General features: G+C 55.9%; 14 protein-coding genes. 5 read left to right on the plus strand and 9 right to left on the minus strand.

Annotated features, from left to right (window positions below; translation table 11 throughout):
• Window positions 1–186: 186 nt before the first annotated feature.
• From RHM65_RS11715 to RHM65_RS11725, 3 genes are all read right to left on the minus strand, one after another.
• Window positions 187–942 carry a DeoR/GlpR family transcriptional regulator gene (locus tag RHM65_RS11715; protein WP_322165821.1) on the minus strand — a complete coding sequence of 252 codons (756 nt, stop codon included), beginning with the start codon at window positions 940–942 and terminating at the stop codon, window positions 187–189.
• Between the two features lie 105 nt (window positions 943–1047).
• Window positions 1048–2556 carry a glycerol kinase GlpK gene (gene glpK, locus RHM65_RS11720; protein WP_322185106.1) on the minus strand — a complete coding sequence of 503 codons (1509 nt, stop codon included), beginning with the start codon at window positions 2554–2556 and terminating at the stop codon, window positions 1048–1050.
• 31 nt (window positions 2557–2587) lie between these two features.
• Window positions 2588–3457, minus strand: coding sequence for an MIP/aquaporin family protein (locus tag RHM65_RS11725; protein ID WP_322165819.1), 870 nt, complete (start codon window positions 3455–3457; stop codon window positions 2588–2590).
• A gap of 387 nt (window positions 3458–3844) precedes the next feature.
• Here RHM65_RS11725 and ybaK point away from each other — a divergent pair, with 387 nt between their 5' ends.
• Window positions 3845–4315 carry a Cys-tRNA(Pro) deacylase gene (gene ybaK / locus RHM65_RS11730; RefSeq protein ID WP_322165818.1) on the plus strand — a complete coding sequence of 157 codons (471 nt, stop codon included), beginning with the start codon at window positions 3845–3847 and terminating at the stop codon, window positions 4313–4315.
• 106 nt (window positions 4316–4421) lie between these two features.
• Complete coding sequence (locus tag RHM65_RS11735; protein ID WP_322165817.1) at window positions 4422–5204, plus strand: PhzF family phenazine biosynthesis protein; 783 nt, start codon at window positions 4422–4424, stop codon at window positions 5202–5204.
• A 172-nt stretch (window positions 5205–5376) separates the two neighbouring features.
• Here RHM65_RS11735 and RHM65_RS11740 read toward each other — a convergent pair whose 3' ends face one another.
• On the minus strand, window positions 5377–6414 hold the full coding sequence (locus RHM65_RS11740) for an ABC transporter ATP-binding protein (RefSeq protein ID WP_322165816.1): 1038 nt from the start codon (window positions 6412–6414) through the stop codon (window positions 5377–5379).
• A complete protein-coding gene (gene argF, locus RHM65_RS11745; protein WP_322165815.1) occupies window positions 6411–7331 on the minus strand; it encodes an ornithine carbamoyltransferase in 921 nt (306 codons plus the stop codon). The genes RHM65_RS11740 and argF overlap by 4 nt, the downstream gene beginning before the upstream one ends.
• Window positions 7332–7662: 331 nt before the next feature.
• Here argF and RHM65_RS11750 point away from each other — a divergent pair, with 331 nt between their 5' ends.
• From RHM65_RS11750 to grxD, 3 genes are all read left to right on the plus strand, one after another.
• The gene (locus RHM65_RS11750) at window positions 7663–7953 is read left to right on the plus strand and encodes a hypothetical protein (RefSeq protein WP_322165814.1); all 291 of its coding nucleotides are present in this window, start codon (window positions 7663–7665) and stop codon (window positions 7951–7953) included.
• Between the two features lie 135 nt (window positions 7954–8088).
• Window positions 8089–10197: a molybdopterin oxidoreductase family protein gene (locus tag RHM65_RS11755; RefSeq protein WP_322165813.1), complete on the plus strand. Its 2109-nt coding sequence runs from the start codon at window positions 8089–8091 to the stop codon at window positions 10195–10197.
• 110 nt (window positions 10198–10307) lie between these two features.
• On the plus strand, window positions 10308–10649 hold the full coding sequence (grxD, locus tag RHM65_RS11760; protein ID WP_322165812.1) for a Grx4 family monothiol glutaredoxin: 342 nt from the start codon (window positions 10308–10310) through the stop codon (window positions 10647–10649).
• Window positions 10650–10805: 156 nt separating this feature from the next.
• On the opposite strand, the gene bfr is transcribed toward grxD, so the two are convergent.
• The 4 genes from bfr to pyrC all read right to left on the minus strand — a co-directional run bounded on the left by bfr (window position 10806) and on the right by pyrC (window position 13599).
• On the minus strand, window positions 10806–11276 hold the full coding sequence (gene bfr, locus RHM65_RS11765) for a bacterioferritin (RefSeq protein WP_322165810.1): 471 nt from the start codon (window positions 11274–11276) through the stop codon (window positions 10806–10808).
• Window positions 11277–11473: 197 nt separating this feature from the next.
• Window positions 11474–11692: a bacterioferritin-associated ferredoxin gene (locus RHM65_RS11770; RefSeq protein WP_322165809.1), complete on the minus strand. Its 219-nt coding sequence runs from the start codon at window positions 11690–11692 to the stop codon at window positions 11474–11476.
• A gap of 183 nt (window positions 11693–11875) precedes the next feature.
• A complete protein-coding gene (rnt, locus tag RHM65_RS11775) occupies window positions 11876–12556 on the minus strand; it encodes a ribonuclease T (RefSeq protein ID WP_322165808.1) in 681 nt (226 codons plus the stop codon).
• Window positions 12553–13599 (minus strand): dihydroorotase, encoded by a 1047-nt coding sequence (pyrC, locus tag RHM65_RS11780; RefSeq protein WP_322185108.1) that lies wholly within the window; start codon window positions 13597–13599, stop codon window positions 12553–12555. The genes rnt and pyrC overlap by 4 nt, the downstream gene beginning before the upstream one ends.
• Between the last annotated feature and the right edge of the window lie 3 nt (window positions 13600–13602).

Here is a 13602-nt window from a genome sequence, read left to right on the forward strand (position 1 = left end):
TTCGGACCTGATCGCAGCCTTCGGCAGCTCCTACAAAAATCTGTGCAGCGACAACATCTGTGGGACCGAATTTATTCGGGAAGGCTTCAGTCCTGACACCCTGCGACCTCAAACCACACAACGTGCCAACCAGTTTGCTGCGCGACAGCGCAGCGTCGAAGACGTGGCAGACCCTCCTACAGAAGCTCAAACCACCTCAAGTCGAATCTTGTACTGGGTCAACAACTGCATCAGGGCGGGCACCGGCGCGTGGTCGGTCACCAAGCAATCGATCAGACTGATCGGACCCAGGCGGACCATGGCGTTTCGTCCGAATTTGCTGGAGTCAGCGGCCAATATCACCTGCCGGGCGTTGGCAATGATCGCTTGGGAAACCCGCACTTCCTGGTAATCGAAGTCCAGCAGGCTGCCGTCTTCATCGATGCCGCTGATGCCGACCAAGGCGAAGTCGACTTTGAACTGGTTGATGAAGTCGACACTGGCCTGGCCGACCACGCCGCCGTCGCGACGTACGTTGCCGCCTGCCAACAGGACTTCGAAGTCGTCCTTGGCGCTGAGGATTGAAGCAACGTGCAAGTTATTGGTGATGATCTTCAGGTTGTTGTGACTCAACAACGCTCGAGCGATGGATTCGGTGGTGGTGCCGATATTGATGAACAGCGAGGCGTGATCCGGTATCTGCGCAGCGATCGCCTCGGCAATGCGCTGTTTCTCGTCGCGCATCTGGTCCGCGCGCATGGCGTAAGCCGTGTTCTCGATGCTTGAGTCATAGGCCGCGCCGCCGTGGTAGCGGCGCAACAGATTCATTTCCGCCAGTTGATTGATATCTCGGCGAATGGTTTGCGGGGTTACGACAAACAGCTGAGCCATTTCTTCGATACTTACGTAGCCGCGTTCCCGAACCAATTCGAGAATTTGCTGCTGACGGGGAGGCAGATTCATTGTTTTGATTTTCCTGTCTGGCTGCCATTCAAATGGCGTCCATGATGCCGCAGGCAACTAGTGCCTGTCAGCCGGAAACTCAACCTGCCCCCGTACGGGCCTTGATCAGTCGGTGTTTTCTTCGTGGGGTTCCCAGTCACGGGTACGGCTTACTGCTTTCTGCCAGCCCGCATACAGTTTCTCTTTATCGGCATCCTCGAGTTGAGGTTCGAATTCGTGCTCAATTACAGCTTTGCTGCGCAGCTCATCCAGGCTGCCCCAAAAACCGATGGCCAGGCCCGCAAGGTACGCTGCACCCAGTGCGGTGGTTTCGCGCATTTGTGGGCGTTCGACCATGGTGCCCAGGATGTCTGCCTGAAACTGCATGAGAAAGTTGTTGGCAACCGCGCCGCCGTCCACGCGCAGCGACTTCAGGCGTTCGCCGGAATCCTGTTGCATGGCGTCCAGTACGTCACGTGTCTGATAGGCAATGGATTCCAATGCCGCGCGAATGATGTGATCGACTTTGACACCACGGGTCAGGCCAAACAGTGCGCCTCGGGCATACGGGTCCCAGTACGGCGCGCCCAGTCCGGTAAAGGCGGGGACGAGATAAACACCATGGCTGTCTTTGACCTTGCCGGCGAAATACTCGGTGTCCAGCGCGTCATTGATCAGTTTCAGTTCGTCACGTAGCCACTGAATGGTCGACCCGCCGTTGAATACAGCGCCTTCCAGCGCGTAGGCAACTTCGCCGCGAGGACCGCACGCGATGGTGGTGAGCATGCCGTGGGCAGACTGCACGGCTTTTTTGCCGGTGTTCATCAGCAAGAAGCAGCCAGTGCCGTAAGTGTTTTTGGCCTGGCCCGGCTCAACGCACATTTGCCCGAACAACGCGGCCTGCTGATCACCGGCGATACCGGCGATAGGAATGCCGCTTTTGCTGTGACCATAGACTTCCGAGGACGAGCGAACTTCAGGCAACATCTCGCGGGGGATATCCAGCACCTGCAACATCTTTTCATCCCATTCCAGGGTATGGATGTTGAACAGCATGGTGCGCGAGGCATTGGTGTAATCGGTGACATGCACCTTGCCGCCGGTGAATTTCCAGATCAGCCAGCTATCAATGGTGCCGAACAACAGCTCGCCTTTGCGGGCGCGTTCGCGGCTGCCTTCAACGTTGTCGAGAATCCACTTCAGCTTGGTGCCGGAGAAGTACGGGTCGGTGACCAAGCCCGTGGTCGCACGAATGTAGTCTTCGTGCCCGTCGCGCTTGAGTTGCTGGCAAATCTCGGTGCTGCGACGGCATTGCCAGACAATGGCGTTATACACAGGGCGCCCGGTATCGCGCTCCCAAACCACAGTGGTTTCACGTTGGTTGGTGATGCCGATGGCGGCGATCTGGTCATGGTGCAGATCCGCTTGGGCCAGCGCCTTGGTCATGCACGCGGTCTGAGTGGCGAAAATTTCCATGGGGTCATGTTCAACCCAGCCCGGTTGCGGGTAATGCTGGGTGAACTCGCTTTGCGCTGTACTGACCACGTTGGCGTCGCGGTCGAAAATCATCGCCCGTGAGCTAGTCGTGCCTTGATCAAGAGCAATGATGTAGTTCTTATTCTTTGAGTCAGTCATGTCGATTGCCTTGCACTAATGAATGGGTTTTTCAAAAACTGGCTGGAGCGTTATCCACAACTGCCTTGGGTGCTCGCGGTTTCTCAGCGACAGGTGCGCTAGGGAGGTAACGAGCAATCAGGCCGCGATAACCCGCAGCGCCTAGGCAGGCACCCAGGATCGGCGCCACGATTGGAATCAGAAAGTACGGAATCTCCCGGCCGCCGGTGAAGGCCATCTCGCCCCAGCCAGCGAAGAATGTCATCAGCTTAGGCCCGAAATCCCGCGCAGGGTTCATCGCGAACCCTGTGAGTGGCCCCATCGAACTGCCGATTACTGCAATCAGTAGCCCAATCAATAGGGGCGCCATTGGGCCTCTTGGCAAGCCGTTGTTGTCGTCGGTCAAGGACATGATTACGCACATCAGGATCGCGGTAATAACGAGTTCGACCAGAAACGCCTGTCCGGTGGAGATGGCAGGGTTAGGGTACGTCGAGAAAATCGAGGCTAATTCGAGGCTGGCTTGACTGCCGCGAATCATGTGATGAGTGTGTTCGAAATCGAAAAACAAGCTGATGTACAGTCCGTAGACAAGCGCTGCGGCGCAGAAGGCCCCTGCTACTTGCGCAATGATGTAAAACGGTAATTTTCTCTTTTCGAAATTACCGAATATACACAGTGCGATGCTGACAGCAGGATTGAGGTGGGCTCCGGAAACGCCGGCGGTCATGTAGATCGCCAAGCTGACGCCTACTCCCCAGATGATGCTGATTTCCCACAGGCCAAAGCTGGCACCAGCGACCTTGAGCGCTGCAACACAACCTGTTCCGAAAAAGATCAACAGCGCGGTGCCCATAAACTCTGCGATGCATTGCCCCGTTAGCGTAGGTGCCTGAGGCAGTGGCTGATTAGCCGTGGTCATGAAAATCCCCTTATTTTTGTTTTTCTCGAACGTTGTCAGATGATCAGCAACATTCACTTTTTGTCTTGGGAGGAGAAACCCCATCTCCTCACAGGTTACGAACTTGGACCAGATTAATTCCGATTTATTCGTTAACGAAAAAATATAGACAATAAAGAACGCTGTCAAAGGTCGAAAGTGAACCATCAACCGCTTTATGACTGGCTGTCATGAAGACGTTGCTGGTTAATGCGTAAGAAAGATCTTTTTGTCTGTGTCAGCCCCTTCAAAGCATTTGAGTGTGAATGCTGACATAGGCTGAAATTCGCCGTTGATGCAGTCTTTTAGCGGCAGATGTCTTAAAGTGTGCGCAACAACTTCACGTCCAACCACCCTATGGAGAGCTGCATGACACCCGCGTTGGATTTATTAAAAAAAGTTCGGGCTGAGCACCATATTCACAGTTACGAGCACGACCCCAAGGCGGCGTCTTATGGGTTGGAGGCGGCGCAAGAGCTTGGATTGGAACCGGCTCGGGTGTTCAAGACCCTCTTGGCAGCCACTGAAAAGGGCGAACTGTTGGTTGCCGTGGTTCCGGTGTCGGGTACGTTGGACCTCAAGGCGCTGGCCCACGCTGCTGGTGCCAAAAAAACCGAAATGGCTGATCCGGCCGCCGCTCAGCGTGCGACGGGCTACTTGTTAGGCGGCATTAGCCCACTGGGGCAGAAAAAGCGTTTGCGTACGTTTATTGATCAATCGGCGCAGCCTTTTGCCACGGTATTTGTCAGCGCCGGTCGTCGCGGTCTTGAGGTAGAGCTTTCGGCTGCAGTGTTGGCCGAACATACCCACGGTGTTTTTGCCGAGATTGGTCGTCCGTAACGCGCTGTATGGTCGATGACCACAGATTCTGTGGCTGGCGGCACACTCAGTTGAAGTGCATGCTTGGTGTCAAATAACGATTCGAATACATCAGGGAAGTGATGGTATGCAGCTTGAATTTCATCAGGTCGACGCGTTTAGCGAGCACCCGTTCAGTGGCAACCCGGCGATGGTTTACCGGCTCGACAGCTGGCTGTCAGATGAGCTGATGCAAAACATTGCTGCCGAACACAATTTGGCAGAAACCGCGTTTTTGGTTCGCGAAGGCCTGGGTTGGCACATCCGCTGGTTCACACCCTCCACCGAGGTTCCGCTGTGCGGCCATGCCACATTGGCCGCCGCCCACGTGCTGTTCGAGGTTTATAGTGATTCAGCGGAGCGCATCGATTTTATCGGCAAGGCCGGGGCGCTGAGCGTTACGCGGGAAGGTGATCGACTTGTATTGGATTTTCCGGCCATGGTTCCGACCAGTGCAGCGGTAACCATTGAGCTTGAGCGGGCGCTGGGGGTGGACATTGTCGATGTCTATGGCTCAGTGGAGTTGATGGTTGTGCTGGAGTCCGAACAGGCGGTTCGAGATTGCGAGCCAGACATGGCTGCACTGATCCGTCTGCCTTGGCCGGGGGTGATTGTGACCGCAAGGGGCGAAACTCATGACTTCGTTTCTCGCTACTTCGCGCCGGCCATTGGTGTTCCTGAAGATCCTGTGACGGGCTCGACGCACTGTTCACTGATTCCGTATTGGTCGAGCCGGCTGGGCAAACTCAGCCTGAGCGCTTACCAATGCTCGACCCGTGGCGGCGAACTGTTTTGCCGTCTGGAAGGCGACCGCGTAAAGATTGGCGGTCATGCGAGATTGGTCGCAAGTGGGAAATTGTTGTTGGGGTGAGGTTTTCAGTCATGAAGGATGTGTGAAGACTCGCATCACCGTGGGAGCGAATTCATTCGCGAATGGCTTGGCGCGGTGTGTCAGATTTACCGCTTCCCGAATGAATTCGGTCCCACATATTCCCGGCATGACTTGATGGACTTCACCAGTTGGCTCCTACAGGGCGCGGTGTTTATACCTGAAACACTACTAGCGTCTGTTCCTTCACTCGAATCCCCACTGCTTCACCCGGACGATAATCGCAGCGGCTTGGTAATAGCGCTTCAAGCGGCGCGCCGGATGGCAAGCGCAGTCGGTAAAGCGCCGACGCGCCCTGAAAGGTCTTGCTAACGACCACTGCCTTTATCGGGCTGTCCGGCGCATCTACGATATCGTCCGGGCGCAGCAGTATGTCGACGGCAGTGCCAATAGCGAAAGTGCCCTGACAGTGCAACACACCCAGTTCCGATTGCACCCATCCTGTATCGATAACCTGACCGCGAACAAAATAGCCCTGCCCAATGAAGCTGGCGACAAAGGGCGTTAGCGGGGCGTTATACAGGGTGTACGGTGTAGCCCACTGCTCTAGGCGACCTTCGTTGAAGACTCCTACTTGATCGCTGACAGCAAACGCTTCTTCTTGGTCGTGGGTCACCAGAACAGCACTGGTGCCCCGAGCTTTGAGGATGTCGCGGACTTCGTGGCTGAGTCGGCGACGCAATTCACCGTCCAGGTTGGAGAAGGGTTCATCGAGTAGCAACAGTTGCGGTTCGGGTGCCAGGGCCCGGGCCAAGGCAACCCGCTGTTGTTGACCGCCGGACAGCTCATGCGCAAAGCGTTTACCCAACGAGCCAAGGTTGACCAGCTCGAGTAATTCATCGGTGACAGCGTTAATTCGCGGGTGGTTGCGAATGCCGAATCCAACGTTGGCCGCGACGCTCAAATGGGGGAACAGTGCGTAATCTTGGAAAACCATGCCGATCCGACGTTTCTCCGGCGCCAGGGTAAAACCGGCTCGGGAAATCACTTCACCATTTAGGGTGATGTCGCCCTCAAGCAGCGGTTCAAAACCGGCAATGGCGCGCAGCGTTGTTGTCTTGCCGCAACCGGAAGAGCCCAGCAAACATCCGATATCACCCGCATTGATGTGCAGACTGAGCGCCTGCACCACGGGTTGACCCTGATAGCCACAGGCCAGGTTTCGCAGGCTCAACAGTGCCGGCTGACTCATTCGCTGCGGTAGGCTGGCTTGACCAGAAACTCAAGCAGCGCTTTTTGCGCGTGCAGGCGGTTTTCAGCTTGGTCCCAAGGGACGGCGCGGGGGTCATCAAGTAGGTCAAGGCTGATCTCCTCACCACGATGTGCCGGTAAACAATGCATGAACAGCACGTCTTTAGCGGCTAGATCGAGTAGTTCACGGGTGACTTGATACGGTGCGAACAAGGCCAGGCGATTGGCGGTCTCTTCTTCTTGGCCCATGGAGGTCCAAACGTCGGTGCTGACCAGGTGCGCGCGGGCAACGGCTTGCCGAGGGTCACGCACAACGCTGACCCGATCACCGGCCAGTGCCAGAAAAGCTGGGCTAGGTTCGTAGCCTTCAGGGCAGGCAACGCGCAACTGGAAGTCGAATTTGATCGCCGCTTCTATATAGCTGTTGCACATGTTGTTGCCGTCGCCGATCCAGGCCACGGTCTTGCCTTGAATCGAGCCTCGATGCTCCAGGAAGGTTTGCATGTCCGCCAGCAATTGGCAGGGGTGCAGGTCGTCGGACAGACCATTGATGACCGGAACGCTGGAGTGGGCGGCGAATTCGATCAGGTTGCTGTGGGCAAAAGTACGAATCATGACCGCATCGACCATACGCGACATGACCCGAGCGCCATCGCCGATAGGCTCGCCGCGACCCAGTTGGGTGTCTCTTGGGGACAAAAAGATCGCCTGTCCGCCGAGTTGGATCATGCCCGCTTCAAAAGAAACACGCGTCCGAGTCGAAGATTTCTCGAAGATCATTCCGAGAACCCGGTTTTTTAGCGGCTCGAAAAGTACGCCGCGATTTCGCAGGTCCTTCAGCTCTACGCCGCGACGAATCACACTGGCCAGCTCTTGCGGCGTGTAATCCATCATGGAGAGAAAGTGCCTTGCGCTCATCATTAACTACCTTTTTGCAACAGACCGCAGATACTCTAAGCCGGGTTTTATCGGGAAAACGGGCGAGACCTGCGGCGAAAGCCGCACGGGGCGACGAATAGGGAAGGCGCGATGGTATAAGCAAATGTCGCGTATTGCCAATAGCGAGCTAACTTCAACATGTTGGGGGCATTTGTACACTGTGGCCCCGCGCTTTGGCAATTCGTGCAGATCTTGTAATAGTGACATTCCGTAACGTGGGTTATGTATCGAGGCTTTGTCCGGTGCGTACCATTTCCTAAACAGCCGCGCTGAGTTATAAAGGTTGCTTGCTCACAGAGGGGCTAGGGGAATGGAATCTAAAGAACAGCAACTAACGGAACTGCTCGGGCACACCGCCCGCACATTGACGCATCTCACAGCATCAATGACGTCGATGTCGTTTGAGTTGTTGCGCAGTAAGGATGAAGTGACCCGAATGGCTGGCAAGCACATGATTGATCGCATGGCGACTATCAGCGCCGGGCTTGATGATCATTGGCGTTTAATCGGCGAACTTACCGGTGTCCACATTGCTCAGGAACAGATCGAAACCGTGCATGAGCTGCAAAACACGCTCAAGGCGGTCGTGCTGCTGACTTAAGCACCAGTGGTGAGCATTGGTCCGCCTGATGCCGCCCGATTCACACGACAAACGTCTCTGGCGTAGTTGTGCTTCAAACGCCATAGTTTTGTTTCCGCGATCGTCTAGGTCGTTCATAACAAAATGAGACTGGCGATGACCAAGACTCTCCACCACCGTGCCTGCCATCTGTGTGAAGCTATCTGTGGCTTGACCATCGAGACCACCACGCAAGAAGGTGCCGACACCCGGATTACTTCCATCAAGGGTGACGCTCTGGACAGTTTCAGTCGCGGCCACATCTGCCCCAAGGCGGTGGCGCTGCAAGACATCCAAAACGACCCTGATCGCCTTCGGCAGCCCATGCTCCGTGTCGGCACGCAATGGCAGCCCATCGAGTGGCAAGCAGCATTCGAGCTGGTGGCTGAGCGTCTGTTTTCAATTCAGCAGCGCGATGGTCAAAACGCAGTGGCGGTTTATCAGGGCAACCCCAGCGTTCACAACTATGGGTTGATGACCCACAGCAATTATTTTCTTGGGTTGTTGAAAACCCGCAATCGGTTTTCTGCTACTTCTGTCGACCAACTGCCGCATCACCTGACCAGCTATTTGATGTATGGCCACGGCCTTTTGCTGCCGATTCCTGATATTGATCACACCGACTTCATGCTGATTCTGGGCGGCAATCCGCTGGCCTCGAACGGCAGCATCATGACCGTCCCGGACGTCGAGAAGCGACTGAAAGCTATTCAGGCGCGGGGTGGCAAGGTGGTGGTGGTCGACCCTCGTCGCAGCGAAACGGCAGCGATTGCCGATCAACACTTGTTCGTGCGCCCCGGCGGCGATGCAGCGTTGTTGTTTGGTTTGCTCAATACGTTATTTGAAGAAAACTTGACCCGCACCAGCCACGTGCCAGTGGATGGGTTGGACGTGGTGCGCCAGTCAATAAGCCATTTGAATGCTGAAGCCATGAGCTCACGCTGCGGTGTGCCCGCCGAGCAGATTCGCCAACTGGCGCGGGACTTCGCTGCGGCAGACAAAGCGGTGTGTTATGGCCGGATGGGTATTTCCACCCAGGCGTTTGGCACGCTGTGTCATTGGTTGGTACAACTGATCAACCTGGTGACGGGCAATCTCGACCGGGTGGGCGGCGCCCTGTGTACGGAACCGGCGGTGGACCTCGTTGCGTCCACATCAGGCGGTCATTTCAATCGCTGGCAAAGTCGCGTGTCGGGGTTGCCTGAGTACGCCGGTGAATTGCCGGTCTCCGCATTGGCGGAAGAAATGCTGAGCGAGGGGGAAGGGCAGGTCCGCGCGCTGATCACTGTGGCCGGCAATCCTGTGCTGTCGACGCCCAACGGTCGAAAGCTGGAACAGGCGTTGGACGGTTTGGAGTTCATGCTCAGCATTGACCTGTACATCAACGAAACCACGCGCTACGCCGACCTGATTCTGCCATCGACATCGGCATTGGAAAACGATCATTACGACACGACCTTTAATATGTTCGCCGTGCGCAATGTCACCCGGTTCAATCGCGCCATTCTGGAAAAGCCGGAAGGAGCGTTGCATGACTGGGAGATTTTTGTCGGTTTGGCCCAAGCGTTCGCCGCCAGAGCCGAGCGTGAGCTGAAACCTACGATACCGCCGTCACAAATGATCGACAGAGGGTTGCGTGCAGGGTTGTATGGCGACACCTCTGAACACAGGCTTTCCTTGGACGCGTTGCGTGATCACCCGCACGGTCTGGACTTGGGGCCACTCAAACCTAATTTGGCGTTGCGCTTGAAAACCGCCAACCAGCGCATTCAGGCAGCGCCGCAGGTCATACTTGCCGATCTGGCGAGATTCGCCGCGGTCGAGGCACCTCAGGCCGGGGAACTCCTGCTCATTGGTCGTCGCCATGTGCGCAGCAACAATTCCTGGATGCACAACTACCACCGGTTGGTGAAAGGTAAGCCACGGCATCAACTGCTTATGCACCCCGACGACTTGATCAGCCGGGGGTTGATCGATGGGCAGTGGGTCCGAGTCAGCTCGAGGGTCGGAGCGGTTGAGGTGCAGGTCCTCGGCAGTGCCGAGATGATGCCGGGCGTGGTCAGTCTGCCCCATGGTTGGGGGCACGCACGCCCAGGGGTGCAGATGGTGATTGCCGGTAATCAGCCAGGTGTGAGCGCCAATGACTTGACCGATGAGCGCCAATTGGACACGCTGTCCGGCAATGCCGCGCTGAATGGCGTACCGGTCCAGGTTGCCGCAGCGTGAGCTTCATCAGTCGATGGTCGACAGGGAGAGGCCGAGCGTAGCGCTCGGGTTTCCGCTACAATGCGCGACCGTGCCGACATCTGAGTCGGAAAGTTCAGCCGAGGTGTTCCATGGATATCATCGAAACGATCAAAGAGCAGATCAACGCCAACACCGTTCTGCTTTACATGAAAGGCTCTCCGAATGCGCCACAGTGTGGTTTTTCGGCAAAGGCTTCGCAGGCATTGATGGCGTGTGGCGAGAAGTTCGCTTACGTCGATATTCTGCAGAACCCGGAAATTCGCGCCAACCTGCCTAAATATGCTAACTGGCCAACCTTTCCACAGCTGTGGGTTGGTGGTGAATTGGTCGGCGGCAGCGACATCATCACCGAGCTGTTTGCCAGCGGTGATCTGCAAACCCAAATCAAGGATGCAACGGTCAAGGCAGCTGCTGAAAAAGCAGACGCTTGATAACCCGTTGTTGGTGGCCTGCCCCGTTTACGGGCAGGTTCGCTTGCCAGTGGCCTGAAACGGTGTAACCGATACGCCGAACTCAACCAGCAAGCATGAAAAAGCCCCGCTCTCGACTGTCGAGATGCGGGGCTTTTTTCGTTAAGCGAAGGTGTATCAGTCGCCCATTTGCGATTGCAGGTAGTTCTCGATGCCGACTTTATCGATCAGGCCCAGTTGGGTTTCCAGCCAGTCGATGTGTTCTTCCTCGGACTCGAGAATGTCTTCGAGCAAATCGCGGCTGCCAAAATCGCCGACGACTTCAAAGTGTGCGATGGCGGCTTTAAGGTCGATCAGCGCTTTCTGCTCGATCTTGAGATCGCACTCGATCATTTCTTTGGTGTGCTCACCGATCAGGATTTTGCCCAGCTCTTGCAAGTTAGGCAGGCCTTCAAGGAACAGAATGCGTTTGATCAATTTATCGGCGTGCTTCATCTCGTCGATAGATTCGTGATATTCGTGCTCGCCGAGCTTTTTCAGCCCCCAGTCTTGGTACATGCGGGCATGCAAGAAATACTGATTGATGGCGACCAGCTCGTTTCCGAGGATCTTATTGAGATGCTGGATGACTGTAATGTCGCCTTTCATATCGAATGCCTGCCGTTCTAAATCTGAATAAGATGCAAGTTTGGGCTGCACTGTAAATGCTGTCAAACCTAAGTTGTTGAATAATAAGTAGTTTAAATACAAATAAGAATGTTTGAGTTCCGCATCTTGATACTAAGCGATTGAAATGCAGGCATAAAAAAACCGGACACACGGTCCGGTTCTTCAAAACTATAGTGTCAAGCGGCTGAATATTCTGCCGGGTAAGCCATCCCGACTTGACTACTTTGCAACGCGGTCAGCGTGTCACGCACGACTTCTTTGGCGAATGAAGCGCATTTTCCACATTTGCTGGCAACGCCCAATGTTTGGCGGACGTCGCGGTAACTGCAGCAACCTTCCAGGATCGCATCCCGGATTTGCCCATCAGTAACACCTTGGCAGAGGCATACATACATAAAGTGAGAACCGTCGTTGGTGGTGACTCAATGCCGGGGATACTAATGTTAATGAGAATGCTTGTCAAAACAACTTTCATTGAGAAGCCGTGTAATTTCTTCCTGCCGACGAACGGACATGGTCGACAACCGCTACAAAAAACCGACCACTGGGGGCCGGTTGATTAACGTGCATGATCGGAATCAGTCGTTGAAGTCTTCCCAGCCACCCATCTGTTTCCAGCGGTTGACGATGCCACAGAACAGATCAGCGGTTTTTTCGGTGTCGTAGCGGGCCGAGTGCGCTTCACGGCCGTCAAAGTCGATGTCAGCGGCCTGACAGGCTTTGGCCAATACGGTTTGACCGTACGCCAAACCTGCAAGGGTCGCGGTGTCGAAACTGGAGAACGGGTGAAACGGGTTGCGCTTCATGTCCATGCGGGTAACGGCCGCATTCAAGAAGCCCAGGTCAAAGCTTGCGTTGTGTCCGACCAGAATGGCGCGCTTGCAGCCATTCGCCTTTAGCGCTTTACGCACGCCACGGAAAATGTCGGTTAAGGCGACTTCTTCGCTGACGGCCATGCGCAACGGGTGATCCAGCTTGATGCCGGTGAACTCCAGTGCTGCGGCTTCGACGTTTGCGCCTTCGAACGGCTCCACCCGGAAGAAGTAAGTGTGTTCAGGGAACACAAAACCTTTTTCGTCCATGCCGATGGTGACAGCGGCAATTTCCAGTAGAGCGTCCGTCGCCGAGTTGAAACCACCCGTTTCTACATCGATAACGACCGGCAGGTAGCCGCGGAAGCGGGCCGCCATAGGGTGCCTGGAACCGCCCCCTCCGCCGCTATGACCTTCCTGTTCGTCGTCGAAATGATCTTCGCTCACGCGTTTTCCTCAAGCAGGCGCCAGCGCAGTTTTTCACCGGCGCGCAGCGGAATTACGGACAGCTCGCCAAATGGCAGGCTGGTGGGTGCGGTCCATTCGTCACGGACCAGCGTTATGGTGTCGCGGTTGCTTGCCAGGCCGTAAAACGCCGGGCCGTGCATGCTGGCGAAGCCTTCCAGCTTGTCCAGTGCGTTACGCAGTTCAAAGGCCTCGGCGTAAAGCTCGATGGCCGCGTAAGCGGTATAGCAACCGGCACAGCCACACGCCGCTTCTTTGGCGTGTTGGGCGTGCGGGGCAGAATCGGTGCCCAGGAAAAACTTCGTGCTGCCACTGGTGGCGGCGTCGAGCAATGCTTGCTGGTGAATATTGCGCTTGAGAACCGGCAGGCAGTAAAGGTGCGGGCGAATGCCACCGACTAGCATGTGATTGCGGTTGTAAAGCAGGTGATGCGCCGTAATCGTTGCACCCACATTGGCTGAGGCTTCGTGGACGAACTGTACGGCCTCGTGGGTGGTGATGTGCTCGAAGACTACTTTCAACGTGGGAAAGCGCTCCACAACGCGACCCAGATGTTCATCGATGAACATCTTTTCGCGGTCGAACACGTCGACTTCACCGCGCGTCACTTCGCCGTGGACCAGAAGTGGCAAGCCGACCTCCGCCATGGCTTCCAGCGCCGGAAAAATCTTGTCGATGCTGGTGACGCCTGAGTCGGAGTTGGTGGTCGCTCCGGCTGGATACAGTTTTGCAGCGTGAACGAAACCACTGGCCTTGGCCGCGTGGATATCCTGCGGCTGTGTCAGGTCGGTCAGATAAAGCACCATTAACGGCTCAAAACGACTGCCGGCCGGGCGCGCAGCGAGGATGCGCTGGCGATAGGCATCAGCTTCCTGAGCATTGCGAACCGGGGGTACCAGGTTGGGCATGATAATGGCGCGGCCAAAAGTGCGCGCTACGTCAGCAACGGTGTGAGGCAAAACAGCTCCATCGCGGAGATGAATGTGCCAGTCGTCGGGACGCAGAAGGGTCAGGCGATCGGACATTGG

The sequence above is a fragment of the Pseudomonas sp. CCI4.2 genome (genome assembly GCF_034350045.1).
GTDB lineage: Bacteria > Pseudomonadota > Gammaproteobacteria > Pseudomonadales > Pseudomonadaceae > Aquipseudomonas.

What these genes read in the sequence shown, in the direction of transcription:
- bfr (WP_322165810.1), bottom strand. Translation starts at nt 11,276, where the DNA reads ATGAAAGGCGACATTACAGTCATCCAGCATCTCAATAAGATCCTCGGA.
- RHM65_RS11715 (WP_322165821.1), bottom strand. Translation starts at nt 942, where the DNA reads ATGAATCTGCCTCCCCGTCAGCAGCAAATTCTCGAATTGGTTCGGGAA.
- RHM65_RS11770 (WP_322165809.1), bottom strand. Translation starts at nt 11,692, where the DNA reads ATGTATGTATGCCTCTGCCAAGGTGTTACTGATGGGCAAATCCGGGAT.
- grxD (WP_322165812.1), top strand. Translation starts at nt 10,308, where the DNA reads ATGGATATCATCGAAACGATCAAAGAGCAGATCAACGCCAACACCGTT.
- RHM65_RS11740 (WP_322165816.1), bottom strand. Translation starts at nt 6,414, where the DNA reads ATGAGTCAGCCGGCACTGTTGAGCCTGCGAAACCTGGCCTGTGGCTAT.
- ybaK (WP_322165818.1), top strand. Translation starts at nt 3,845, where the DNA reads ATGACACCCGCGTTGGATTTATTAAAAAAAGTTCGGGCTGAGCACCAT.
- RHM65_RS11735 (WP_322165817.1), top strand. Translation starts at nt 4,422, where the DNA reads ATGCAGCTTGAATTTCATCAGGTCGACGCGTTTAGCGAGCACCCGTTC.
- RHM65_RS11755 (WP_322165813.1), top strand. Translation starts at nt 8,089, where the DNA reads ATGACCAAGACTCTCCACCACCGTGCCTGCCATCTGTGTGAAGCTATC.
- pyrC (WP_322185108.1), bottom strand. Translation starts at nt 13,599, where the DNA reads ATGTCCGATCGCCTGACCCTTCTGCGTCCCGACGACTGGCACATTCAT.
- glpK (WP_322185106.1), bottom strand. Translation starts at nt 2,556, where the DNA reads ATGACTGACTCAAAGAATAAGAACTACATCATTGCTCTTGATCAAGGC.
- RHM65_RS11750 (WP_322165814.1), top strand. Translation starts at nt 7,663, where the DNA reads ATGGAATCTAAAGAACAGCAACTAACGGAACTGCTCGGGCACACCGCC.
- argF (WP_322165815.1), bottom strand. Translation starts at nt 7,331, where the DNA reads ATGAGCGCAAGGCACTTTCTCTCCATGATGGATTACACGCCGCAAGAG.
- RHM65_RS11725 (WP_322165819.1), bottom strand. Translation starts at nt 3,457, where the DNA reads ATGACCACGGCTAATCAGCCACTGCCTCAGGCACCTACGCTAACGGGG.